This window comes from Albimonas marina, assembly GCF_029223255.1.
Taxonomy (GTDB): domain Bacteria; phylum Pseudomonadota; class Alphaproteobacteria; order Rhodobacterales; family Rhodobacteraceae; genus Albimonas.
This window is the reverse complement of sequence record NZ_JARHUC010000008.1, coordinates 278,566-302,760: the sequence shown is the minus strand read 5'-3', so window position 1 is coordinate 302,760 and position 24,195 is coordinate 278,566. Positions and strand designations below refer to the sequence as shown.

Here is a 24,195-nt window from a genome sequence, read left to right as displayed (position 1 = left end):
AGGGGAGGGTCAAGACATGCCGAGCGCTTCCGAGCCGAACGAGCCGCCGATGCCGCTGATCGTCATCGGCGCCTCCGCGGGCGGGCTGGAGCCGTTGGAAGCCTTCTTCGAAGCCGCCCCGCGGGAGGCGGGATGGTGCTTCGTCGTCGTCCAGCATCTGTCGCCGGACTACAAGTCGATGATGCACGAGCTGCTGTCGCGCCGCTCGTCGCTCACGATTCGCCATATCGAGGACGGCGCGAGCCTGGCGCCGGACACCATCTTCCTCAACCGTCCCAGCACGCTGGCCAAGCTGGAGGGGGACGTGTTCCGCACCCGCTCCTACGCGCCGGGGGACGAGGCGCCCCACCTGCCCATCGACGCGCTGCTGTCCTCGACCGCCGACCGCGATCCGCGGCGCACCGCGGCGGTGATCCTGTCGGGCTCGGGCAGCGACGGGGCGCGGGGGGCCGAGAGCCTGCACGCCGCCGGCGGGCTGGTGCTGGTGCAGACCCCCGCCGAGGCGGCCTTCGCCTCGATGCCGCGCGCCTCGCTGGCCAGCGAGATCGCCGACCAGGTGCTGCCGGTGCGCGACATGCCCGCCGCGCTCGAGGCCTATTTCGCCGAAGGGCGGCGCAAGCCGATGGAGGTCGCGCCCGGGCCCAAGAGCATCCTCAAGCTGCTGGAGGAGGCCCACAACCTCGACTTCTCCGAGTACAAGCCCCAGAACGTCCAGCGCCGGATCGAGCGTCGCCAGCAGCTCCAGGGCTTCCCCACGGTCGAGGCCTACCGCGCCGCGCTGGAACGCGACCCCGCGGCGCTGGAGGAACTGTATCACGACATGCTGATCGGGGTGACCGAGTTCTACCGGGACCCCGAGTCGATGGAGGCCCTGCGCGCCCAGGCGCTCGACCCCATGGCCGCGGCGGCCGAGAGCCGCTCGCCCCTGCGCATCTGGGTGCCGGCCTGCTCCAGCGGGGAGGAGGCCTACACCATCGCCATCGAGATGTGCGAGGCGCTGGACGCCGCCGGACGCCCGCGCAACTTCCGCATCATCGCCACCGACGTGCACCGCCGCTCGATCGACCTCGCCTCGGCCGGGGTCTACCCGGCCCAGGCGCTGGAGGGGGTGCCCCTCACGCTGCGCGAGCGCTACTTCGATCGCGTGGACGACCGCTGGGTGGTCTCGCCCGCGCTGCGCCAGAAGATCATCTTCTCGGTCCATGACGTGCTGAGCGATCCGCCGTTCATGAACCTCGACCTGATCTCCTGCCGCAACCTGCTGATCTACCTGACGGAACCGGCGCAGTCGCGGCTGATCTCGATGTTCCTGTTCGGCCTGCGCCGCGACGGCTACCTGCTGCTGGGCGCCTCCGAGAGCCTGGGGCGCTACGCGGGCGAGTTCCGCGGCGTCGACAGCCGCGCCCGCCTCTACCAGAAGGCCTCCAGCCGGCGGGTGGTCGACGGCTCGATCCTTTCCGCGCAGCTGGGCGCCGCCACCCGGGCCGAGCGCGGGCTGCGCGAGCCGCCGGCGCCCCGCATGCCCGCGCTGCGCCCGGCGGCGTCGGAGTTCCGCGACCGCGAGACGCTGATGCGCAGCTACGACGCGCTGCTCAAGCGCTACGCCCCCTCCTCGATCCTGGTCACCGACACGGGCGCGGTGCTCGCCTGGTTCGGGGGGGCGGCGGCCTTCATCGACACGATGAACAACCTCGCCGAATGGACGGTCGAGGAGATCGTGCATCCCGACCTGCATTTCGTGATCAACGTCGCCGCCGAGAAGCTGCGCCAGGAGCAGCTGGAAACCTACGTCCGCCGCGTGACCCTGACCGGCGGCCCCGACGGCCCGCGGGAGTGCGAGGTGCGCATCGAACCCCTGCAGGAGGTCCGCGGCGGCCGCATGATGCTGGTGGCCCTGAACCTCAAGGACCCGCTGGACCCGGAGCAGGACGCCCCCGGAACCGGCCCGGACGTGCCCGTCTCGCCGGGGGACGAGGACACGCGCCTCCTCGCCCGCCGCATCGCCGAGCTGGAGCGCGACCTGCGCTTGACCGAGGAGACCCTCCAGCACGTGACCGAGCGGCTGGAGGCGAGCGGGGAGGAGCTCCAGGCCTCCAACGAAGAACTCCAGGCCTCCAACGAGGAGCTGCAGGCCTCGAACGAGGAGCTGCAGAGCTCCAACGAGGAGCTGCACGCCGTGAACCAGGAGATGGTCTCGGTCAGCGCCGAGCACGAGCACCAGATCAACCAGCTCTCGGAGCTGAACCAGAACATCGAGCTGGTGCTCAAGACCCTCGAGGTGGGGGTGATGCACGTCGACCCGTCCTGCCGGGTGCGCCGCTTCTCGGAGGTGATCGCCGAGCGGTTCGAGCTCCAGTCCCACGACGTGCGTCGCCCGCTCTCGGTGATCGGTCCGCGGCCGGAGTTCGTGGACCTGCCCGCGGCGGCGGCCGAGGCGATCGAGACGCGGACCGAGAAGGTCTTCCGCGGCCGCCACAAGGGCCGCGACCTGAGCGTGCGCATCAAGCCGATGCCCCGCGCCGGACGCGCCGGCGCCGGGAAGGGAGGCGGCGCCCTGCTGATCTTCCACTGGTCGGGCGAGGCGTGAGGCGCGCGCCCGGGCCGCCCGGGCGCCCCGGTCGGTCTCAAGGGGCTCGGGCGGAGGGGGCTCGGTCGGAGGGGGGCGGTCGGCGGCGGGTCAGCCGGCGGCGGGTCGGTCGGCGGCGGGCCAGGCGCCCAGGCCCGGGGCGCTCAGCCCCAGCTCCTCCAGCAGCGCCTGCGCGCGGGCGTCGGGGCCCGCGCCCCTTGCATGGGCCAGCGCCTGGCGGGCCACCGCCTCGTCGAAGCGCATCTCCAGCGCCTGGGCGCGGCGCACGGCCTGCTCGGCCGCGGCGACGGCCTTCGCCGCGCGCCCCTGGCCGGCGAGCCGGCGGGCGCGGATCGCGCCCGCGCGCGGCTCCGCCGGCGGGAAGCGGCGGGCGAGCCCGTCCATCGCCTTCACCGCCCGGTCCGCCGCCTGCGCGGTCTCGCGCGCCGTCGCGCCGGGCGGGGGCGCGCCCTCGGCCAGCCGCACCAGCGTCCAGGCCACGCAGGCCATCGCGTCGGCGGCGTAGTAGCCGAAGCTCGGCGTCTTGCGGATCCGGGCGAGCTGCTCGGTCGCGAGCCGCCAGGCCTCGGCCGCGTCGCCCTCCGCCAGCCGGATCTCGGCCAGCGGGCCGTAGAGCATCAGCGCGTCGTCCACGAAGGCCGGCAGCAGGTGGGCGCGCGCCTCCTCCAGCCAGGCCTTCGCCTCGTCCCGCCGGCCCTGGCGCAGGGCCAGCTCGGCCTTGGCCACGCGGGCGTAGCAGCGGTGCTGCACGTCGTGGGAGGTCTCCGCCACGCGGAAATGCGCCTCGGCCTTCGCCTGCGCCTCGGCGTAGTCGCCCAGCAGCGTCAGCATCGAGCGCTCGAACACCCGCAGGTCCAGCTCCAGCCGCCGGTCGCCGGCCGAGGCCGCGAGTCCCTCGGTCAGCCAGCGCCGCGCTGCGGCCCACTCGCCCCGGTTCAGCCGGTGCAGCGCGAGGTGGGAGCGCACCGGCCCCTCGCCCGCCTCCGGCAGGCCGGTCTCGGCGTGGCGGGCGTAGGCCTCGGCCCAGCCCTTCGCGCCGGCGACGTCGAGGGTCAGCATGAACTGGCCGCAGGCGCGCCGGATCTCGGCCGGATCGCCCGAGTCCTCGGCCCGGTTCAGGGTCTGGAGGATGGCGAGCGTCATCTCCTCCAGCGACTGCTCGAAGAAGAACAGATGCCCGTATTTCTGCAGCCCGTGGGAGACGGCGAGCGCGCGGGCGTTGCGCTCGCCCGCCCGGGCGTGCGGCGGGCCGCGGCGGCGGCGCAGCATCTGCACGCCCGCCTCGCGCAGGATCGCCCGGCCCACGGCGGCGCGGCCCTGCGGCCAGCGCTCCCCCAGCAGGGCCAGCCCCTCGCCGAAGCGGCGGCGGGAGGCGGCGCCGTCGCCTAGCCGCGATTCCACCTCCCCCAGCGCGAAGCGCAGCCGCGCCTCGTCGATCGGGTCCACCTCGCCCTGCGGTTCGATCTCCAGCGCCCGGTCCAGCGCCTCGCGCGCCTCGGGGTCGGCGCTGGCGCGCATCGCCTGCAGGCCCGCGGCGGCGAGATGCGGGCGGGCGCGCGCCGGCTCCTCCGCCGCCAGCCAGTGACCGGCGAGCGTCAGCGGCTCCACCGGCTCGGCCTCGATCCCCCCCGCCTCGAGGCTGCGCGCGGCCGAGCCGTGCAGCTCCCGCCGGGCGGAGAAGGTCAGCATCCCGTAGACGGCGCGGTGGATGGCGGCGTGCAGGAAGGCGTAGCCGCCCGCGGGCTCGGCCGGGGTCAGGCGGCGGGCGGCGAGGTCTTCGCACTGCGCCCGGCAGGCCGCATCCTCGGGCTGGAGGGGATGCACCGCGCCGACCTGGGCGGAGGTGAAGCGCCGGCCGACCACGCTCGCCACCTTCAGGGTCAGCTGCTCCTCCACGTCCAGCCGGTCCACGCGCGAGACGACCAGACGGTCGAGCGTGGGGGGCAGGTCGGCCTCGGCCGGGCGCGGGCGGCCGGCGGCGAAGCCCGCGCGCCCATCCTCCAGCGCCAGCAGCCCCTGCTCCATCAGCGCCTGGGCGAGCTCCTGCACGAACAGCGGGTTGCCCGCGGCCTGGGCGTGGATCAGGCGGGCGAGCTCCGGGTCCGCCTCCGCCGCGCCGAGGCGGGCGGCGGCGAGGCGCCCGGCCGTCTCGACGTCCACTTCCGAGAGCGCCAGCAGCTCCACCCGGGGGCGGGCGAGCATCGCCTCGATCGCGCCGGCGGCGGCCTCGCGCTCGGTGCGCACGCCGATCAGCAGGGCCACGGGCGCGTCCATCGCCAGCGCCGCCTGGGCGACGCGCAGGCTGGCGGTGTCGAGCCGCTCGGCGTCGTCGAGCACCAGCGCCACCGGCCCGCGGTCGGCGGCGCGGCGCAGGAGGCCCAGGATGGCGGCGTCGGCGCGCTCGGCCTGGCCGGGCTCCTCGCCCGCGCGCACCGGGGCGCCCAGCGCGGCGGCGAGCGCCGAGGCGGCGCGCGGATCCTCTCCGGCCGCGTCCAGCGCCTCGGCCAGCGCGGCGGCGGACGGGGTCGCGCGCCCCTCCAGCCGCAGCATCGCGCGCACCGGCGCGCGCCAGGCCGCGTAGACCGGCGCCACGCGCCCGCCGTCGAAGCCCGAGCGAAGCACCCGGAAGCCCCGCGCGGCGGCCGCGGCGGCGGCGGCGGCGAGCAGCGCCGACTTGCCGATGCCCGGCGTGCCCTCGACCACCGCGGCGCGGGCGCCGGCGGCCTGGCCCTCGAAGGTCAGCGCGTCCAGCATCGTCTCCAGGCGCGCCAGCTCCTCCTGCCGGCCGGCGATGGGCGCGTCGGCGCGGGGGGCGGCGTCGCGGGGGCGGGCGGCGATCACCCGGCTGGCCGGGACCTCGCCCGGAATGCCCTTCAGGCGCAGGGGCGCCACGGGCTCCATCTCGAAGGCGTCGGCGTCGCAGGCGGCCTGGGTGGCGGCGTCGATCAGCAGCGCCGGCGGCCCCTTCATCGCCGCCGACAGCAGCCGCGCCGCCCGGTTCACCGCCGAGCCGCGGATCGAGTAGGTGCGCCAGCGCGGGGAGCCGATCAGTCCGCAGAAGGCCGGCCCGCTCGCCACCGCGGCATGGGCGGCGACGCCCTGCTGGGCCAGCGCCGCGCGCAGCTCGACCATCGCCGTCGTCGCCCGGTCGGCGTCGTCGTCTCGCGCGAGGCCGGGGATGCCGAAGGCGGCCAGGAACTCCGCCTGGCCGTCGTGGGGCAGCAGGCCCTGCAGGGCGCCGCCGTGCATGTCGACCACCGCCTTCACCGTGGTCGCCGCCGCCTGCAGCCGCGCGAACCCCTCGGGCCCGTCGCCGCCCATGTCGGGGCAGGAGATGAAGGCCGCCGAGACGAAGCGAAGCTCGTCCAGCCAGGACTGCTGGCCCGCCATGATTCGCGGCCGCAGGCTGGGCGGGATGTAGCGGGCGAGCTGCGCCTCCGAGGGGGCGTCGGCCTCCTCCCGGGGCGGCAGGCGCATGGGGGCGTCGGCGATCTCGGCGCCCTCGGCCACCACCAGTTCGCCCGCCTCGGCGCGGTCAGAGGCCGCCTCGGCCGCGGCCATCGCGTCGCCGGCGAGGAACCACAGCCGGTGCCCGTCGCCGCGCCCGGTCTGGCACAGGCGCGCGCGCCCCGTGGCGAAGCCCGCGTGGAAGGCGAGCCGCCCCCCGTCCGCGGCCTGGGGCAGGTCGGTCAGGGTCATCAGCGCCTGCACGCCGTCCAGCGCGCGGCGCGCCACGCCGGGCAGGGCGGCCTTCGAGGGCGCGCGCCAATAGGCGATCAGCGCGTCGCCGGGCAGGGCCGAGATTTCGCCCCCGCTGGCCGCGATCGCGTCGATCATCACCCCGAACACCCGGTTGAGCGCGGCCGAGAAGGTCTCGACCCCCTCGGGGCCCATGCGCTCGTATTTCTCGGTGGCCGCGGCGAAGCCGACGAGGTCCACGAAGGCGACCGCGGCGGGGAAGTCGACCTGGTGGAATCCCGCCCGGTCGCCGCGCGTCTCCGGCAGGCCGGCGTCGCGGGCGATGCTTCGCGGCACGAAGCTGCGGATGAATCCTCGGGCGGAGTCGCCGGCGCCGTCCATCATTCCCCCTCGTCGGACCCCCTCATCCCTAGCGGCCCGTCCCGATTCCCGCCATCGCTGCGAAGCCGGCGGCGGCGCGCCCGGGTCAGCATGGCATAGCCGGCCCGAAAACGCTTGCGAAACCCCGAATAGGTCGTGAGTCTCACGGGCGGCGAGCGGGAGGCGAACGGCGATCATGCGCAGCGGCAAGACCAAGGTGGCCATCCTGGGCGGAGGGCTGGGCGGGCTGTCCGCCGCCTGGGCCCTGACCGCGCCCGAGCAGGGCGAGGCCTTCGAGGTCACCGTCTGGCAGGAGGGCTGGCGCCTGGGCGGCAAGGCCGCGAGCGGGCGAAACCTCGCCCGCGGCGGCGCGATCGAGGAGCGCGGCCTCCACGTCCTGATGGGCGCCCACGACAACGCCTTCGGCATCCTCAAGACCGCCTACGAGGCGCAGGCCGAGGCCGCCGCGAAGGGCGAGGCCGAGCCCTCGCGCTTCGCCACGGTCTGGGACGCGGTGACCCCCGAGGACCGCTTCACCGTCATGGAATCCTGGCAGGGGCGCGAGATCCCCTGGGTGATCGAGCTGCCGCGCATGCCCGGCCTGCCCGGCGTGGGCGAGGCGCCGCCGATGTGGAAGCTGGTGCTCGAGATGCTCGAGGGGCTGGCGCTCCACCACGGCAAGGTCGCCGGCGCCGCGGGCGGGGGACGCCTGCCGGCGCCCTTCGCGCTGCTCGAGGCGCTGGCCTCCCCGGCGCTGGCCGCGGGCGCCGGGCTCGCCGCCGGCCTCGCCGAGGGCGTGCGCGCCGCGGCCGAGCTTGGCCACCGGGTCGGCGAGAGCCTGCCCCACCGCCCCCCCGGCGCCCCGCCGGGCCCCGGCGCGCTGCTGGAAGAGGGGCTGCGCGCCGCGGTCGGCCTCGGCCGCCGCTTCGGCGATCCGCTGCGGGGCGCGCGCCCCGATCCCTTCGCCTCCGCCGCGGGCCGCGCGACGGCCCCCCGCCCCGCCGCCGCGCCGACGGACGCGGGGCCGCTCGGCGCCGCGCCGCGCCCCGGCGGCGCGGCCTTTCCCGGGCCCGCGGGCCTGGGCCGCCTGTCGCCGCTGGGCGTGCTGGCGGAGCTCGCCGAGCACGGTCCGCCCCGCCTGCCGTTCCCCTCTCCCTTCGGCCACGGCGCCGCGGCGCCGATCGCGAAGCCCGACTGGTGGGACCGTCTCAGCCACGGCGACTTCCACGGCGCGCTCTCGGCGGTCGCGGGGGGCGTCTCGGGGGCGATGCACCTGGCGCTCGCCTTCGCCCGCGGCGTACCCGAGGCGCTGGAGGACCACGACCACGAGCATCACGTGCGCCTCGCGGACCTGCTCGACATCGCCTGGCACGAGATCGCGCGCCTGTGGGACGGGCCGGGCGTCGACGCCTGGGTGCGCGGGCTCGACGACGAGACCCGGCGCGCCCTGATGATCGCCGATCTTCTGCGCACCGTGCTGGCCGGCGCCCTGCGCGACGGCTTCCTCATCGATCCCGCCGCGGCCGCGAAGCGCCACGACGACATCGACTTCCGCGACTGGCTCAAGAAGCACGGCGCGCTGGAGGTCACCCGCGAGGGGCCGCTGACCACGCTCGTCTACGACCTGCTGCTGGCCTACCCGCAGGGCGACGACCGGCTGCGCGGCGACCTCTCGGCCGGGGCGCTGGTGCAAGGGCTGTTCGTGCTCGCGCGCTATCGCGGTTCGTTCTTCTGGAAGCTCAACGCAGGCACCGGCGACGTGATCGCGGCGCCGATCTACCACGAGCTCCTGCGCCGCGGGGTGAAGTTCGAGTTCTTCGCGCGGGTCACCGACCTGGTTCCCTCGGCCACCATGGACCGCCTCGACGCCATCGAGATCACCCGCCAGGCGACGGTGAAGGACGGGGCGCCCTATCGCCCGCTGGTGCGGGTCGGGAACCTGGACTGCTGGCCCTCGACCCCCGACTACGACCAGCTGGCGGAGGGGGAGGCGCTGAAGGAGAAGGGGGTCGACCTCGAATCCTACTGGGCCGACTGGACCCCGCCGGGCCCGCCGGAGGTGCTGCACCTGGGCGAGGATTTCGAGGTGGCGATCCTCGCCATCCCGCCCGAGGCCTCCAAGCACTTCTCCCACCGCACGATGCTCCAGCAGGCGGCGTGGCGGCGGATGACCACCGGCGTCGCCTCCTGCCAGACGCAGAGCGTGCAGCTGCGCTTCGACCGGCCGCTGACGGCGCTGGGCGATCCCAAGGCCGACGAGATGGTCTTCGGCCTGCCGCGCGGCCCGCTCTACGGCTCGGCCTCCACCGACCGGTTCATCGCCGCCGAGCGGTGGGAGGGCGCGCCGCCGGCCCACGAGACGATCCTGGTGGGCGGCCTCGCCGGCCCCCGCCACGCGCCGCCGCGCACCGCGCGGGCGACGCCCGACAAGGCGCTGGCGCAGGTGCGGCGCGACACGCTCGCCTTCCTGGAACCCGGCGGCGGGGCCGAGCTGCGCTGGCCCCGCGCCTTCGGGCCCGGCGGGCCGGCGCGCGCGGCGGCGGACGGCGAGGAGAAGGGCGGGGCACAGAAGGACGCGGCGGCGCAGGCCGGGGCGGGGCAGGGCGGGGCCTTCGACTGGTCGCTGCTGCACGCGCCCGCCAACGACGCGGGGCCGGCGCGGCTCGACGCGCAGGTGCTGCGGGCCAACATCGACCCCTCGATGCGCTACGTGCAGGCGAGGACGGGCACGGCGAAGAACCGGCTGCGCGTGGACGGCTCGGGCTACTACAACCTGTTCTTCGCCGGGGACTGGACCGACAACCCGGGCAACCTCGGCGGGATGGAATACGCCATCATCTCCGGCCGGCTCGTCTCTCGCGCCATCTCGGGCCGGCCGTCGGCGATCCCGCGGGTGCCGCCGTCGAGCCCCTATCTCGACATGCGCCCCGCCCCCTGGGCGCAGGGCGCGGGCCTGCCGTGGTTCATCGAGCACAACGGCATGCTCACCTTCCCCGGCCCCTTCCAGTTCAACGGCGCCAAGGCCTACGCCTTCTTCGTGCGCGGCGACCTGGCGCGGATGCAGGAGGTGACGGACGGGCTGTTCAACCGACCCAGCGGCGGCCAGGCCTGCTTCGCCCCGGTCAGCGACCTGATGATGCTGTCGCTGCTGGAGGTCACCAAGGACGGCGACCCCGACCGCCCCAACATCTCGGCCGAGGCGGAGCGGGAGCTGGCGGTGTGGATGGCGCTGGGGCGGCGGGCGGCGCCGGACTCGGACGTCATCACCCGGGTGATGGCCTTCTGCCCCTATCTCGTGGTCGACAACCCCATCGCGGTGCACATCGGGCGCAGCGTCTACGGCTACGCCAAGCAGCCCGGCGAGGTGACCTTCCCCGGGGAACCCGGCCCCGACGGCGCCCCGCACGACGGGTTCGAGGTGAAGGCCTGGGGCGTGCGCCACAGCCCCGCGCAGGACACCTGGGCCTTCCGCCGCCTGATGCGCATCACCCCCGAGGCGGCGGGCGAGGCGCAGGCCTCCGGCCCGCTGTCTGGCGGGATGAGCGCGCTCGTCGCCCACGTGAGCGCGCTTCTGCGCGACGCGCCGCAGGCGCCGCTGACGCCCTCGCCCGAGATGCTGGCGCGGCTGGTGGCGAACATGATCCAGGGCCGGCTGGACCAGCTGTTCCTCAAGCAGGTGCGCGACGTGATCGACCCGCAGCGCGCGATCCTGCAGGGCTTCACCAGCGCGCCGATCTACTTCTCGAACTTCCGCGACATGCGCCTGCTGGGGCCGCACACGGTCGAGATCGAGGATCTCAACAACGCCGCCCTGATCGGGCAGCTCGGCCTCCAGCACCGCATGACCGGCGTCTACGGGATCGAGATGACCATGGACTTCCGCCTCGACCTGGGGCGGGTGGTCTGGGGGCCGCACCTGGGCGCGACCGCCTGGCTGACCGGGGAGGGCGAGAGATGAGCGACGACCGCATCGAGGGGACCGCCGCGCGCCCCGAGCCCTACGGCGCCCCGCCGCCCCCGCGCCCGACGCCTCCGGGCCCGTCGCCCCGGCGCAGGGAGAAGGTGGTGATCCTGGGCGGCGGGCTGGGCGGCATCACCACCGCGCTCGCCCTGACCGCGCCCGAGCAGCAGGGGCGCTACGACGTCACCGTGCACACGATGGGCTGGCGGCTGGGGGGCAAGGGCGCCTCGGGCCGCGACCCCGACAACGCCCAGCGGGTGCTGGAGCACGGGCTGCACATCTGGTTCGGCTGCTACGACAACGCCTTCCAGATGATGCGCGAGATCTACGACGAGCTCGCCCGCCCGCCCGAGGCGCCGCTGGCGACCCTCGACCAGGCCTTCCGCCCCCAGAACACCTTCGTCCTGCGCGAGAGGGTGGAGGGGGAGTGGCGGGACTGGCGGCTCGACTTCCCCGAGACCCCCGCGCTGGCGGGCGGCCACCCCTCCACCCTCGCCTTCGTCGAGATCATCCTCGCCTGGGTGCGCCGCGCCCTGCACGAGGCCGGCCACGCCACCCGCTTCGAGGACCTGCTGCGCCAGGAGCTGGAGCTCGCCGCCCGGAGCCTGTTCGACGTGGCCGAGCGGGGCCTGCACCGCCTCGCCGGAATGGCCGCGGGCGCCTTCCACCTCGCCACCGGCGCCGCGGCGCCGGCGGCGGGACGCGTGACCCACGATCCCGGCGCGCTCGCCCGCGACCTGCACCACACCGCCCGCGCCCATGTCGCCACCGACGCCGCCGCCGGCCGGCGGGTGGAGCTCGCCATGGCCGAGGGCCTGCGCCTGCTGGCCGAGGCGACCTGGCGCGAGCTGTCGCCCCGCATCCCCCAGGACGACGTGGCGCGGCGGAGCTGGATTCTCGCCTATCTCGGCATCACCATCTGCCGGGGCATCCTGATCGACGACCTCGAGCGCAACGGGGTGGACTCGGTCAACGCCGAGGAAGGGCGCGACTGGCTGCGCCGTCACGCCTGCCTGCCCGACGACGAGCCGAAGAACCCCAACGGGCTCGCCTTCGACAGCCCCCTGATCCGCTCGATCTACGACGCCGCCTTCGCCTATCGGGACGGGAAGTGGGACCAGCCCGACTTCTCCGCCGCGGTGCTGCTGCGCGCCTGCCTGTGGCTGCCGTTCAGCTACAAGGGCGCCTTCTGCTACGAGATGCAGGCCGGCATGGGCGACACGATCTTCGCCCCCGCCTACCTCGCCCTGCTGGGCCGCGGCGTGAAATTCGAGTTCTTCGACCAGGTGGTGGGGCTGGAGGCCGACGCGGGCCTGAACCGGATCGAGACGGTGCGCCTCCAGAAGCAGGCGACGCCGAAGGGCCGCTACGACCCGCTGGTGAAGGTGAAGGGGCTGGAATGCTGGCCCGCCTCCCCCCTCTACGACCAGCTCGAGGAGGGCGAGGCCCTGCGCGCCGCCGGCGTGAACCTCGAGCATTACGACAGCGGCTGGGAGAACCGGGGCGAGGTGCGCGAGCTTCAGGCTGGGCGCGACTTCGACCGGGTGGTGATGGCGATCCCGCTGCCCGCCCACCGCGCCGTCTGCGGCGACCTGGTGGAGAAGATCGAGCCCTGGTTCCGCGCCACCCGGCGGGTGAAGTCCGTGCGGACCTGCGCGGCGCAGCTCTGGTTCGCCCGCCCCCGCCAGGCGCTGGGCGTGGGCGCGCCGCCCGCCGTCTCCGGCGCCTTCGTCGAGCCTTGGTCCTCGATGGCCGACTTCACCCACATCCTCGAGCGGGAGGAGTGGGGGGACGCGCGGGTCTCGACCCTCTACTACACCTGCGGAACCTTCCCCTTCGACGCCGCGAAGACCGAGGCCGAGGCGCTGGACTGGACCCGCGCCTCGATCACCGATTTCCTCGAGACCAAGTCCGCCCCCCTCTGGCCCGCCGCCCGCGACGGGGAGGGCTTCGACTGGTCCGCCCTGTTCGATCCCGGGAACCGCGAGGGGGCGGAGCGGATCCGCGGCCAGCATCTCCAGGCCAACATCGACCTGCAGGAGCTCTACGTCCTCTCGACCGCCGGGGGCATGGATCACCGGCCGAAGACGCAGGCGGCGGGGCTCTCGAACCTGGTCTTCGCGGGGGACTGGACGGACAACGGCTTCAACATCTCCTCGGTCGAGGGGGCGGTGATGTCGGGCCTCCAGGCCTCGCGCGCGATCTCGGGCTTTCCGCAGACGGTGATCGGGGAGGATCCCAGGTCCCTCTCGCCCAGCGACGATCCCGGCTACGCCGCGCGCACGGCGGCCGAGCGGGAGGCGGAGGCGCGGCGCGTGAAGCCCATCGCCCGCGCGCGCATCGGCCTCGGCCCGCGCCGGCTGGCCGCCGCGCGGGGGGCCGCGCCCGCTCCCTCGCCCGGGTCCCTGCCGCCGCCCGAGGCGCCGCCGCGGTCGATGGCGAGCCGGCCCCTGGGGCTGTTTCCGCGCCCGCCCGGCTTCCGGCCGCCGCGGATCCGCCCGCCCAAGGGCCTGCCCAAGCCGCCCTTCCCCCGCCGCCCCGGCGGGCCCCGCGGCGGCTGAGGCCGCGCGAGGCCGCCGGGCGGCGCGGCCGCCCCGCCCGGGGGCGCCGCATCTTCCCCCCTTGGACCGGGCGCCGGCCTTGGGTATCCCCACCCTCCCGGACCCCTGAGGGAGCTTCGCCTTGGACACGCCCGCCGACAGCCCGTCCCCCGTTCCCGCGCCGCAGGCCGCCGAGGGCCAGGTCGCCCAGAAGATCGCCCGGCTGATCGCCGAGGAGATCGGCGCCCGTCCGCCCCAGGTCGCCGCCGCGGTCGAGCTGCTGGACGGCGGCGCCACGGTCCCCTTCGTCGCGCGCTACCGCAAGGAGGTCACCGGCGGGCTCGACGACGCGCAGCTGCGCACCCTCGCCGACCGCCTGACTTACCTGCGCGAACTGGAGCAGCGGCGCGCCGCGATCCTCAAGTCGATCTCCGAGCAGGGCAAGCTGACCGACGACCTGCACCGCGCCATCGCGGGTGCCGAGACCAAGGCGACGCTCGAGGACCTCTACCTCCCCTACAAGCCCAAGCGCCGCACCAAGGCGATGATCGCCCGCGAGAACGGCCTGGAGCCCCTCCTGCGCGCCATCCAGGACCGGCGCGACGCCGAGCCCGAGGCGCTGGCCGCCGCCTACGTGACCGAGGCGGTGAAGGACGTGAAGGCGGCTCTCGACGGCGCCCGCGACATCCTGGTCGAGGAGCTCGCCGAGAACGCCGACCTGCTCGGCCGCCTGCGCACGCTGATGCACAAGACCGGCGTGGTCTCGGCCACCGTCGTGCCGGGCAAGGAGCAGGAGGGCGCCAAGTTCTCCGACTACTTCGCCCATTCCGAGAAGTGGGAGACGATGCCCTCCCACCGCGCGCTGGCGGTCCTGCGCGCCCAGAACGAGGAGATCGTGACCGTCGCGATCGCCCCCGACCCCGAGACCGGCGAGGCCCAGGTCGAGGCCGCGGTCGCCGCCGCCGTGGGCATCCGGGGCGACGGCCCGGGCGACGCCTGGCTGAAGAAGACCGCCGGCTGGGCCTGGCGGGTGAAGCTCAGCCTGACGATGTATCTCGACCTGATGGGCGACCTGCGCCGGCGGGCGCATGAGGAGGCCATCGCCGTCTTCGCCCGCAACCTCAAGGACCTGCTGCTCGCCGCCCCCGCCGGTCCCCGCGCCACGCTGGGCCTCGACCCCGGCATCCGCACCGGGGTGAAGGCCGCGGTGGTCGACGCGACCGGCAAGCTGCTGGAGACGGCGACCCTCTACCCGTTCCAGCCCAGGAAGGACGTCCGCGGGGCCGAGGCGAAGATCGTCGAGATGGTCCGCAAACACGGCGTCGAGCTGGTCGCCATCGGCAATGGAACCGCCTCGCGCGAGACCGAGCGGCTGGTCGCCGACGCCCTCAAGCTCCTGCCCGCGGGCGACAAGGCCCCCACCAAGGTGGTGGTCTCCGAGGCCGGCGCCTCGGTCTACTCCGCCTCCGAGCTGGCGAGCCGGGAGTTCCCCGACCTCGACGTCTCGCTCCGCGGCGCCGTCTCCATCGCGCGGCGCCTGCAGGACCCGCTGGCCGAGCTGGTGAAGATCGAGCCGAAGTCCATCGGCGTCGGCCAGTACCAGCACGACGTGGACCAGCATCGCCTCGCCAAGGCGCTCGACGGCGTGGTCGAGGATGCGGTGAACGCGGTGGGCGTGGACCTCAACACCGCCTCGGCGCCGCTGCTGGCGCGGGTGGCGGGCGTGGGCCCCTCGCTGGCGCAGAACATTGTGGTGCATCGCGACGCCAACGGCGCCTTCCCCTCGCGCAAGGCGCTCAAGAAGGTCTCGGGCCTCGGGCCCAAGGCCTTCGAGCAGTGCGCGGGCTTCCTGCGGGTGCAGGGCGGGGAGGAGCCGCTCGACGCCTCCGCCGTCCACCCCGAGGCCTACGACCTCGCCCGCGCCATCGTGAAGGCCTGCGGGCGCGACATCCGCGCGATCCAGGCCGACGGCTCGGCGCTCAAGCGGCTCGACCCCGAGGATTTCGTCACCGACGCCTTCGGCCTGCCCACCGTGCGCGACATCCTGGGCGAGCTCGAGAAACCCGGCCGCGACCCGCGCCCCGAGTTCAAGACCGCCAGCTTCGCCGACGGCGTCGAGGAGATCTCCGACCTGCGCGAGGGCATGCTGCTCGAGGGCACGGTGACCAACGTGGCGGCCTTCGGCGCCTTCGTGGACATCGGCGTCCACCAGGACGGGCTGGTGCACATCAGCCAGCTCGCCGACCGCTTCGTGAAGGACCCGCATGAGGTGGTGAAGGCCGGCGACGTGGTGAAGGTGCGGGTGATGGAGGTCGACGCCGCCCGCAAGCGCATCGGCCTCTCGATGCGCAAGCAGGCCTCGGCCGAGGACGGCCAGCCCCGCCGCAGCGGCGCCCCGCGCGACGCCCGCGGGCAGGGCGGCCGCGGTCCCGGCGGCCCCGGCGGACGCGGTCCGGGCGGGGGAGGCGGCGGCCGCGGCCCCCACAAGGGCGGCCCCGGCGGCAAGGGGCCCGGCGGCGGCGGCAAGCCCGGCGGCGGCGCGCCCGCCCCCGGAGAGGGCGCGCTGGGCGCGGCCCTGCTCGACGCCATCCGCAAGCGCGGCTGATCCCGCGCCCCGGCCCGCCGTCCGCGCCGCCGGGGCCGGGCGCCCCGCCGGCCCTGCGCCGCGGGCGGGCGGCCGGACCCAGGCGCCGCGCCCGCCGCGGCGCCTCGCGCCAATCCGCGCGCGGGCCTGCCTCGGCGCCTCGCTGCTATCCCCGCGCCGCGCCTGCCGCGCCGCCCTTCCACGTCCTCCGCGACGCGCTATGTTCCGCAGGACCCGGCCCCACGAAAGGACGCGCCATGACGCGAACCCCCGGCGGATGCCTCTGCGGCGCGGTCCGCCTGGTCGCGACCGGCGAGCCCTCCCGCGTCTGCCTCTGCCACTGTCTCGATTGCCGCAAGCACCATGGCGCGCCGTTCTACGCCGCCGCCATCTTCCCCGAGGCGGCGGTCGAGATCTCCGGCGAGACGAACCACTACAAGGGCCGCCACTTCTGCCCCCGCTGCGGCTCCTCGGTCTTCGCCCGCTCGGAGGGGGAGGTCGAGGTGCATCTCGGCGCCCTCGACGCCCCCGACCGGTTCGCCCCGACCTACGAGCTCTGGACCTGCCGGCGCGAGAGCTGGCTGCCCCCGATCCCCGGCCTCGCGCTCCACGAGCGGGACCAGGAGGACTGAGGCGCCGCGCGCGCCCTCAGCCCACCTCGATCGGCAGCCGCTCGTCCTTCGCCCATTCGGACATCGAGGCGTCGTAGACCGCCACGTCCTCGTATCCCAGCTGGTGCTGGAGGAACGCGTCCAGCGTCGCCGCGATGCCGCCGCCGCAGTAGTTCAGCACCCGCTTCTCCGGCGTCGCCCCGGCCGCCGCGAAGGCCTCCGCCGCCGCCCGGGGCGAGACCAGCCGCTTCGTCTGCGGATCCACCAGCGAGCCCGCCGGCACGTTCGTCGACCCCGGGATCCGCCCCGGCCGCCCGTAGCGCGCGTTTTCGCCCGAGTGCAGGTCCGGGCTCAGCGCGTTCAGCGAGCACACGGCCCCGTCCCCGATCGCGGCCAGCATCTCCTCCTTGCCCACGAACAGGCCCGGCCGCTCCTTCGCGACCAGTCGGCCCTCGGGATAGTCGACCGGCTCGGTCGAGACCGGCCGCCCCTCGGCCTCCCACAGGTCGAACCCGCCGTCGAGGATGGCCGCGTCGTCGAAGCCGATCCAGCGCAGCATCCACCAGACCCGCGTCGCCCACTGCGGCGTGCCGCGGGAATAGAGGACGACCCGCGTCCCCTCGCCCACGCCCACCCTGGCGAAGGCGTCCGCCGTGGCCTGGGCCGAGCGGCGCATGAAGCGCGTCGGCGCATCGTCCTGCGACAGCTCCTCCTGCAGGTCGAGGAACCGCGCGCCGGGGATGTGGCCTGCCTCCCAGTCCGCCCGCCCGCTCTCGACCCGGTAGGGCCGACCGGTGCCGACCTCGTAGCGCAGGTAGACGGTGCAGTCGTAGATCCGCAGGTCCGGATCGCCGAGCCGCGCCTGCAGTCCCGCGCCGTCCACGATCGCCTCGGGCCGCCGCCAGGAGGGGTTGCTCAGGGTCTGGGTCATGGGGGGTCTCCTCCTCCGGCCGGTCTCCGCGCCGGCTGTCGAGGGCCACCCTGACCGGGCGCGCCATGCGCATCAAGGCCCGGCGACGCGTGCGGGACGCAAGGGGCGAGGGCCGGCGCGAGCCTCCGGCAGCCCCTCCGACGTGGATCTAGATGCTCCAGAGCGCGCGCGCGGCACATGCGCACCGGTCTCCCCCGACCGCGCCGGGCACGGCGATTCAGAGCCGCGAAACCGTGCGGTTTCATTGCAGCTCGGGGCGGGGCGGTCATCTGGGAGAAATGGCGCACCCGACAGGATTCGAACCTGTGACCTCTGCCTTCGGAGGGCAGCGCTCTATCCAGCTGAGCTACGGGTGCGTCGAGGGCGGTGTATAGCGGGCGCCGCGGGGCGGTGCAACGCAGGATCGAAGGGGGCCGCGGGCGTTTTCAGTCCTTCGGACGGGCGGCCTTCTCGGCCACGCCCGAGACGCCCTCGCGCCGCTGCAGCTCTGCCAGCACGTCGGCCAGCGAGACGTCGCGCGCGGCCAGCATGACCAGCAGGTGGTAGAGCGTGTCGGCCGCCTCCGCCTTCAGCTCGGCGCGGTCGTTGGCGGCGGCGGCGATCACCGCCTCGACCGCCTCCTCCCCGAACTTCTGGGCGCACTTGCGCGGCCCCTTCGAGAACAGCTTCGCCGTGTGGCTGCTGGCGGGATCGGCGCCCTTGCGCGAGCGGATCACCGCGTCGAGACGCGCCAGAACCGAGAGGTCGAGCGCGGCGGAGGGCTGGGGGGCCTTGGGCATCGGGGGCTCCTGTCGACGCAGGGAAGGGGCGGCGGCGGGTCGGTCCGGATCGGGAGGGCGGCTCACAACCGCACGGGGATGCCGGCGGCGGCCATCGCGGCCTTCGCCTCCCCGATCGTGTGGTGGCCGAAGTGGAAGATCGAGGCGGCGAGCACCGCCGAGGCATGGCCCTCGGTCACCCCCTCGACCAGGTGCTCGAGCGAGCCGACGCCCCCCGAGGCGATCACCGGGATCGAGACGGCGTCCGCCACCGCGCGGGTCAGCGGCAGGTTGTAGCCCGCGCGCGTGCCGTCGCGGTCCATCGAGGTCAGCAGGATCTCTCCCGCGCCGCGCCGCTCCATCTGCAAGGCGAACTCGACGGCGTCGATGCCGGTGCGGGTGCGGCCGCCATGCGTAAAAATTTCCCAGCGGCCGGGCTCGACGGTCTTGGCGTCGATGGCCACCGTGATGCACTGGGCGCCGAACTTCTCGGCGGCCGCGTCGATCACGTCGGGGGTGTTCACGGCGGCCGTGTTGAAGCTGACCTTGTCGGCGCCGGCCAGCAGCAGGTTGCGCACGTCCTCGACCGTGCGCACGCCGCCGCCGATGGTCAGCGGCATGAAGCACTGCTCGGCCGTGCGCGCGGCGATGTCGAGGATGGTGCCCCGGTTCTCGTGGCTCGCGGTGATGTCGAGGAAGCAGAGCTCGTCGGCGCCCGCGGCGTCGTAGGCGCGCGCGGCCTCCACCGGGTCGCCGGCGTCCACCAGGTCGACGAAGTTCACGCCCTTCACCACCCGGCCGCCGGCGACGTCGAGGCAGGGGATCACGCGGGTCTTGAGCATGGAAGGTCTCCGGGCGGGCGGCGGCGCGCCTCCCTATAGCCCGGCCCGCGGGGGGACCGAAAGAGGGCGGGCGGCCGCGGCGCGCGGCCCGCGCAGGCGGGGGCGCAGGGCCGACCCAGACCCCGGGCCCCGCCCCGACGCCACGGCCGGGACGGGGCCTGACGCCTGTCTCAGGCCGTCGCCGCGACGGGCGGCGGCGGGGCGCGCCTCCCCCGGCCGCGCCGACGCGCGGCGAGGCCCAGCGCCAGCATTCCGGCGCCCAGCAGCGGCAGGGCCGCGGGCGTGGGCACGGCGGCGGCGCGCAGGGTCAGGGTCCCCAGCTCGCTCGACACGCCGCCGCTGTAGTAGGTGGTGAAGGGGAACGCGTTCGGCTGCTGGTCGTTCACCCCGAGCGCGTTGCCGGTCTGATCCCACAGCAGCAGCGTCTCCGGCCCCGCCGGATCGCCGCCGGCGAAGATCTCCTGCTCCATGCCCAGCACGACGCCGGTGAAGCCGTCGCCCGTCGCGTTCACCACGAACTCGGCGTAGAGGTAGCTGAGCTCGGCGAGGACGAAGGTCAGCTCGACGACGCTCCAGGGGATGGTGAAGGACAGGTCGTCCAGATCCGCCGCGGTCAGCGTCGCGCCGGGGGCGAAGCTCGCCTCCGAGAAGGCGACGTAGCCGGTGATGGGCCAGGCGTAGGTTCCGTAGCCGCCCGAGTCGTAGGTCGTGGGCCCGACGTAGTCGAACACCACGCTGGCTGCGGCAGGGGCCGCGCCCGCCGTGCAAAAGGCGGCCGCGAAGGCCGCCGTCCTCAACCAATGCATCGCTGGTCCTGTTGCGAAAGCGACAATCGACGGGGCCGTCGTGCCGAATCGCATCGCCGCCGTCGCGGCCGCCTCGCGGCATCCCACCCCGCCGCGAAATTTGTCACAGCGTGAAACCGTCTTCCACGGATTTCTGCGCGCGCCCGGCGCCGGCCTCGTCGGACCCCCGGCGCGAGCGGCCGCTCAGGCGGCGAGGACGGCCGCCGCCTCCGCCGGATCCAGGCGCCCGTCGTAGAGCGCGCGGCCCGAGATCACCCCGTCCAGCGGCGCGCCGCAGGCCTTGGCCGCGCGGATGTCGTCCATCGAGGAGACGCCGCCCGAAACGATGATCGGGATCGCGACGGCGTGGGCGAGCTCGGCCGAGGCCGCGATGTTGGGCCCCTGCATGGCGCCGTCGCGGTCGATGTCGGTGTGGATGATCGCGGCGACGCCCGCGTCCTCGAACCGGCGGGCGAGGTCGACGGCCGAGATGTCGGTGGTCTCGGCCCAGCCCTCGACCGCGGCCATGCCGTCGCGGGCGTCGATGCCCACCGCGACCTGGCCGGGGAAGGCCTTGGCTGCGGCCTTCACGAACTCCGGGTCGCGCACCGCGGCGGTGCCCAGGATCACGCGGGCGACGCCGCGGGTCAGCCAGGCCTCGACCTGGGCCATGTCGCGGATGCCGCCGCCGAGCTGCGCGGGGATGGTGATGGCCGAGAGGATCTGCTCCACCGCCGCCGCGTTGGCCGGGCGCCCGGCGAAGGCGCCGTCGAGGTCGACGATGTGCAGCCATGCGCAGCCCGCGTCCTGAAAGGCGCGCGCCTGGGCGCCGGGATCGTCGTTGAAGACGGTCGCGCTCTCCATCTCGCCGCGCAGCAGGCGCACGCAACGGCCTTCCTTCAGGTCGATGGCGGGGTAGAGGATCATGGCGCCGGTCTCCGAAGTCAGCAGGCGGACAAGTCAGCGGGCAGGGCGGGGCGGCGGAGATTTGGACCGGTCCGCCCCCGAACGCAAGCCGCGCCGCCCCTTCGGGAGCGCCTGTTCTCCGGAGCCGTCTCTCGCTGATGCCGTGAAGAGCGACTCGGCCCCCGGGGTCAAGGATCGCGCAGCGACCCCGCGAAGCGGGGCTTGTCCTTGACCCCGGGGGCCGAGTCGCTCAGGCATCTTCAGCGAGAGACGGATCCGGAGACCAGGCGCGGGCGCTTTGTTCTTGGGTGAGTCAGGAGCGCCTGCGCGTCTCGAACGCCACGCCCGCCCCAGTCTCCCGGTCCCCCAAGCGCCACCCCCGCTCCGCGCCGCGGGCAGGAGATCGCCCCGTGCGCGACGCCCGACGCGGCGCCTCCGCCCCCTGCTCAGGGCTTCCAGGCGAGGAAGTTGGCGATCAGGCGCAGCCCCGTGGCCTGGCTCTTCTCCGGGTGGAACTGGGTGCCCGCCATGTTGTCGCGCGCCACCATCGCGGTGACCTTGCCGCCGTGCATGACGTGGGCGCAGAGCGCCTCGGGGTCCTGCGGCGTGAGGTGGAAGGAGTGCACGAAATAGGCGTGGTCGCCGTCCGCGATCCCCTCCAGCAGGGGGTGGGGGCGGTCGATGACCAGCTCGTTCCAGCCCATGTGGGGGATCTTCAGCGACGGATCGTCGATCTCGATCGCCGCCACGTCCCCGCCGATCCAGCCGAAGCCCGAGTGGGCGCCGAACTCCAGCCCGCGGTCGGCCATCAGCTGCTGGCCGACGCAGATGCCCAGGAACGGCGTGCCTGCGGCGACGCGCTCCTCGATCGTCTCCCACATGCCGGGCACCGCGCGCAGGCCCGCGGCGCAGTCGCCGAAGGCGCCCACGCCCGGCAGCACGATGCGCTCGGCCCGGCGCACGGCCTCGGCGTCGTCGGTGACCAGGATCGGGCCGCCCGCGCCGCTCTCGCGGCTCATCCGCTCGAAGGACTTGGCGGCCGAGTGCAGGTTGCCCGAGCCGTAGTCGACGATCGCGGTTCCTGCGGCAGTGGTCATAGCGCGCCCTTCGTGCTCGGCAGCGCGCCCTTCTGGCGCGGATCCTCCTCGACCGCCTCGCGCAGGGCGCGGGCGACGGCCTTGAAGATGGACTCGGCGATGTGGTGGCTGTTCGCCCCGTCCAGCAGGGCGACGTTCAGCGTCATCCGCGCGTTCATGGCGAAGGCGGTGAAGAACTCGCGCACCAGTTCGGTGTCGAAGGTCCCGATCTTCTCGGTCGGGAACTCGACCTTCCACACCAGGAAGGGCCGGCCCGACAGGTCGAGCGCCGCGCGAACCAAAGATTCGTCCATCGGCAGCAGGCACGCGCCGTAGCGCCGGATCCCGCGCTTGTCGCCCACGGCCTGGGCCAGCGCCTGGCCCAGCGCGATGCCCACGTCCTCGACCGAGTGGTGGTCGTCGATGTGCCGGTCGCCCGTGCAGCGCACCGTCATGTCGATCAGCGAGTGGCGCGCGAGCTGGTCGATCATGTGATCGAAGAACCCGACGCCGGTGGCGCAGTCGTGCGCCCCGGTCCCGTCCAGGTTCAGCTCGACCGAGATGTCGGTCTCGTTGGTCTTGCGCGTCAGGCTGGCGGTGCGCATGGGATTTCCCCCGGATCTTGCGGACCGCAGGGGTATAGCGGCGCCCGGGGCCGGCGGAAAGAGCCCCGGACGACGCGCCCGGCGGGCCGCCGCGCAGGGCCGGCGGGGCAGGGCGCGCGGCGCCCCACGGTCGCGACCCTTGCGTCAACTCGGGTGGCGTCCCCCCGCCCCGCCGCCTATATGGCCGCACGAACCCGATCCAGCCCCAGGCCCCCGCGCCCGGGGCGCAGAGCACGCAGAGGCCCCATGAGCGCAGACGACTTCCCCGGCTGGCACGGCACCACCATTCTCGCGGTCCGGCGCGGCGGCAAGGTGGTGGTCGCGGGCGACGGACAGGTCTCGCTCGGCAACACCGTCATCAAGGGCACCGCGCGCAAGGTGCGCCGGCTCTCGCCCGGCGGCGCGCCGGTGGTGGTGGGCTTCGCCGGCTCCACCGCCGACGCCTTCACCCTGCTCGAGCGGCTCGAGAGCAAGCTCGAGGCGCAGCCGGGCCAGCTTATGCGCGCCTGCGTCGACCTCGCCAAGGACTGGCGGACCGACAAGTATCTTCGCAACCTCGAGGCGATGCTGATCGTCACCGACGGCGCCCAGCTGTTCGTGATCACCGGCGCCGGCGACGTGCTGGAGCCCGAGCACGACGTCGCCGCCATCGGCTCCGGCGGCAACTTCGCCATGGCCGCGGCGCGGGGCCTGATGGAGACCGAGCTCGACGCCGAGACCATCGCCCGCAAGGCCATGGCCATCGCCGCCGACATCTGCGTGTTCACCAACGGCAAGCTGACGGTCGAAACCCTCGATGGCTGAGGCCCCCCAAGCCCCTTCGGACGCCGCCCCCGCCGACGCGATCCTCGACGCCGCCGATCTTCGCGCCGCCGTCGGCGCGGGGATGATCGACGAGCGTCAGGCCGTGCGCCTGGCCGCCCTGGGCGAATCCCGCCGCGGCCTGCGCGCCCGCGTGGGCGACGAGCCGTTCGAGCTGTTCCGCGGCCTCAACGACGTGTTCGTCGCCGCGGGCGTCGCGATCCTGGGCATGGGCGGCTGGCTGCTGGGCCTGGCGTTCGGAGAGCTCGGGCCCGGCCTGATGGGCGTGATCGGCGCCTGGGGGCTGGCCGAATACCTCACCCTGCGCCGCCGCATGACGCTGCCCAGCCTGCTGCTGGCGATCGGCTTCACGGTCTCGGCCGGGATGGCGGCGACGGGGCTCTTCGTCTCCCAGGCGGATCTCTACGGCGAGACGCCCGCCGTCTCCGCCTTCGCCGCGGTCACCGGCGCGGCGCTGGTGGCGGCGCTCGCCTTCTTCGCCCGCTTCCGGCTGCCCTTCGCGCTGTTCCTGGCGGCGCTCGCGGCCTACGCCACGCTGCTGATCGCGCTCGCCGGCGACGGCGAGGCGGCGGTGCAGGCGATCATCGCGGGCGGCGGGCCGGCGGCGCTGTTCGACCTCGGCTCGACCTCGATCTTCGCCATCGCCACGCTGGTCTTCGGGCTGGCCTGCTTCGCGCTGGCGCTCAGCTTCGACCTGCGCGATCCGCACCGGGTCACGCGGCTCTCGGCCTGCGGGTTCTGGCTGCACCTCGCGGCCGGGCCCGCCATCGTCAACACCGTGGCGCTCAGCCTGCTGAACGATCCCGGCGCGATCTCCGGCCTGCTGATGGCGCTGTTCCTGGCGCTGCTGGCGGTGCTGGCGCTGGCGCTCGACCGCCGCTCGCTGCTGCTGGCCGCGGCCGCCTACCTCGCCTCGATGGTCTGGGGCGTGGTCGAAGCGGCAGAGCTCGGCGCCGCCGGCGGGCTGATGCTGCTGGGCGCCATCGTCATCGGCCTCGGCGCCGGCTGGACGGGCCTTCGCACCCGCCTGATGCGCGCGCTGCCCGACTTCCCCGGCAAGGACCGGCTGCCCCCCTGGGCCCCGCCCGCCTGACATCCTTTTGGGACGCGCGCGCCCTGCCAGGGCCC

Annotated in this window: 15 protein-coding genes and 1 tRNA gene; 7 read left to right on the top strand and 9 right to left on the bottom strand. The window is 74.6% G+C overall.

Going from position 1 to position 24,195, the window contains the following annotated elements:
* The first annotated feature begins 16 nt into the window (after positions 1–16).
* Positions 17–2,587: a CheR family methyltransferase gene (locus P2H44_RS21015; RefSeq protein ID WP_275766802.1), complete on the top strand. Its 2,571-nt coding sequence runs from the start codon at positions 17–19 to the stop codon at positions 2,585–2,587.
* Between the two features lie 90 nt (positions 2,588–2,677).
* On the opposite strand, the gene P2H44_RS21010 is transcribed toward P2H44_RS21015, so the two are convergent.
* Positions 2,678–6,670 carry an AAA family ATPase gene (locus P2H44_RS21010; RefSeq protein WP_275766799.1) on the bottom strand — a complete coding sequence of 1,331 codons (3,993 nt, stop codon included), beginning with the start codon at positions 6,668–6,670 and terminating at the stop codon, positions 2,678–2,680.
* A 172-nt stretch (positions 6,671–6,842) separates the two neighbouring features.
* Between P2H44_RS21010 and P2H44_RS21005 the strand changes: the two genes are divergently transcribed.
* The 4 genes from P2H44_RS21005 to P2H44_RS20990 all read left to right on the top strand — a co-directional run bounded on the left by P2H44_RS21005 (position 6,843) and on the right by P2H44_RS20990 (position 16,363).
* A complete protein-coding gene (locus P2H44_RS21005) occupies positions 6,843–10,604 on the top strand; it encodes an NAD(P)-binding protein (RefSeq protein ID WP_275766796.1) in 3,762 nt (1,253 codons plus the stop codon).
* Positions 10,601–13,168, top strand: a complete 2,568-nt coding sequence (locus P2H44_RS21000; RefSeq protein WP_275766794.1) for an FAD-dependent oxidoreductase — start codon at positions 10,601–10,603, stop codon at positions 13,166–13,168. Before P2H44_RS21005 ends, P2H44_RS21000 begins: the two co-directional genes overlap by 4 nt.
* Positions 13,169–13,289: 121 nt before the next feature.
* A complete protein-coding gene (locus tag P2H44_RS20995) occupies positions 13,290–15,752 on the top strand; it encodes a Tex family protein (RefSeq protein WP_462976310.1) in 2,463 nt (820 codons plus the stop codon).
* 236 nt (positions 15,753–15,988) lie between these two features.
* The gene (locus P2H44_RS20990) at positions 15,989–16,363 is read left to right on the top strand and encodes a GFA family protein (protein ID WP_275766793.1); all 375 of its coding nucleotides are present in this window, start codon (positions 15,989–15,991) and stop codon (positions 16,361–16,363) included.
* Positions 16,364–16,379: 16 nt separating this feature from the next.
* Here the strand turns inward: P2H44_RS20990 and P2H44_RS20985 are convergent, their stop codons facing one another.
* The 8 genes from P2H44_RS20985 to hisB all read right to left on the bottom strand — a co-directional run bounded on the left by P2H44_RS20985 (position 16,380) and on the right by hisB (position 22,245).
* Entirely contained in the window at positions 16,380–17,273 is an 894-nt protein-coding gene (locus tag P2H44_RS20985) for a sulfurtransferase (protein WP_275766790.1), read from the bottom strand.
* Positions 17,274–17,552: 279 nt separating this feature from the next.
* Positions 17,553–17,629 (bottom strand) — tRNA-Arg (locus P2H44_RS20980).
* A gap of 69 nt (positions 17,630–17,698) precedes the next feature.
* Positions 17,699–18,052 (bottom strand): phosphoribosyl-ATP diphosphatase, encoded by a 354-nt coding sequence (locus tag P2H44_RS20975; protein WP_275766787.1) that lies wholly within the window; start codon positions 18,050–18,052, stop codon positions 17,699–17,701.
* A gap of 62 nt (positions 18,053–18,114) precedes the next feature.
* Positions 18,115–18,873: an imidazole glycerol phosphate synthase subunit HisF gene (gene hisF / locus P2H44_RS20970; protein ID WP_275766785.1), complete on the bottom strand. Its 759-nt coding sequence runs from the start codon at positions 18,871–18,873 to the stop codon at positions 18,115–18,117.
* Between the two features lie 170 nt (positions 18,874–19,043).
* A complete protein-coding gene (locus P2H44_RS20965) occupies positions 19,044–19,604 on the bottom strand; it encodes a hypothetical protein (RefSeq protein WP_275766782.1) in 561 nt (186 codons plus the stop codon).
* 258 nt (positions 19,605–19,862) lie between these two features.
* Complete coding sequence (gene hisA, locus P2H44_RS20960; RefSeq protein ID WP_275766779.1) at positions 19,863–20,585, bottom strand: 1-(5-phosphoribosyl)-5-[(5-phosphoribosylamino)methylideneamino]imidazole-4-carboxamide isomerase; 723 nt, start codon at positions 20,583–20,585, stop codon at positions 19,863–19,865.
* Positions 20,586–21,010: 425 nt separating this feature from the next.
* Positions 21,011–21,661: an imidazole glycerol phosphate synthase subunit HisH gene (gene hisH / locus P2H44_RS20955; RefSeq protein WP_275766776.1), complete on the bottom strand. Its 651-nt coding sequence runs from the start codon at positions 21,659–21,661 to the stop codon at positions 21,011–21,013.
* A complete protein-coding gene (gene hisB / locus P2H44_RS20950; protein WP_275766775.1) occupies positions 21,658–22,245 on the bottom strand; it encodes an imidazoleglycerol-phosphate dehydratase HisB in 588 nt (195 codons plus the stop codon). The genes hisH and hisB overlap by 4 nt, the downstream gene beginning before the upstream one ends.
* 246 nt (positions 22,246–22,491) lie before the next feature.
* Here hisB and hslV point away from each other — a divergent pair, with 246 nt between their 5' ends.
* Entirely contained in the window at positions 22,492–23,049 is a 558-nt protein-coding gene (gene hslV / locus P2H44_RS20945; protein WP_275766773.1) for an ATP-dependent protease subunit HslV, read from the top strand.
* Positions 23,042–24,160 (top strand): hypothetical protein, encoded by a 1,119-nt coding sequence (locus tag P2H44_RS20940; protein ID WP_275766771.1) that lies wholly within the window; start codon positions 23,042–23,044, stop codon positions 24,158–24,160. Before hslV ends, P2H44_RS20940 begins: the two co-directional genes overlap by 8 nt.
* Positions 24,161–24,195 lie beyond the last annotated feature (35 nt).

What these genes read in the sequence shown, in the direction of transcription:
- P2H44_RS21015 (WP_275766802.1), top strand. Translation starts at nt 17, where the DNA reads ATGCCGAGCGCTTCCGAGCCGAACGAGCCGCCGATGCCGCTGATCGTC.
- P2H44_RS21010 (WP_275766799.1), bottom strand. Translation starts at nt 6,670, where the DNA reads ATGATGGACGGCGCCGGCGACTCCGCCCGAGGATTCATCCGCAGCTTC.
- P2H44_RS21005 (WP_275766796.1), top strand. Translation starts at nt 6,843, where the DNA reads ATGCGCAGCGGCAAGACCAAGGTGGCCATCCTGGGCGGAGGGCTGGGC.
- P2H44_RS21000 (WP_275766794.1), top strand. Translation starts at nt 10,601, where the DNA reads ATGAGCGACGACCGCATCGAGGGGACCGCCGCGCGCCCCGAGCCCTAC.
- P2H44_RS20990 (WP_275766793.1), top strand. Translation starts at nt 15,989, where the DNA reads ATGACGCGAACCCCCGGCGGATGCCTCTGCGGCGCGGTCCGCCTGGTC.
- P2H44_RS20985 (WP_275766790.1), bottom strand. Translation starts at nt 17,273, where the DNA reads ATGACCCAGACCCTGAGCAACCCCTCCTGGCGGCGGCCCGAGGCGATC.
- P2H44_RS20975 (WP_275766787.1), bottom strand. Translation starts at nt 18,052, where the DNA reads ATGCCCAAGGCCCCCCAGCCCTCCGCCGCGCTCGACCTCTCGGTTCTG.
- hisF (WP_275766785.1), bottom strand. Translation starts at nt 18,873, where the DNA reads ATGCTCAAGACCCGCGTGATCCCCTGCCTCGACGTCGCCGGCGGCCGG.
- hisA (WP_275766779.1), bottom strand. Translation starts at nt 20,585, where the DNA reads ATGATCCTCTACCCCGCCATCGACCTGAAGGAAGGCCGTTGCGTGCGC.
- hisH (WP_275766776.1), bottom strand. Translation starts at nt 21,661, where the DNA reads ATGACCACTGCCGCAGGAACCGCGATCGTCGACTACGGCTCGGGCAAC.
- hisB (WP_275766775.1), bottom strand. Translation starts at nt 22,245, where the DNA reads ATGCGCACCGCCAGCCTGACGCGCAAGACCAACGAGACCGACATCTCG.
- hslV (WP_275766773.1), top strand. Translation starts at nt 22,492, where the DNA reads ATGAGCGCAGACGACTTCCCCGGCTGGCACGGCACCACCATTCTCGCG.
- P2H44_RS20940 (WP_275766771.1), top strand. Translation starts at nt 23,042, where the DNA reads ATGGCTGAGGCCCCCCAAGCCCCTTCGGACGCCGCCCCCGCCGACGCG.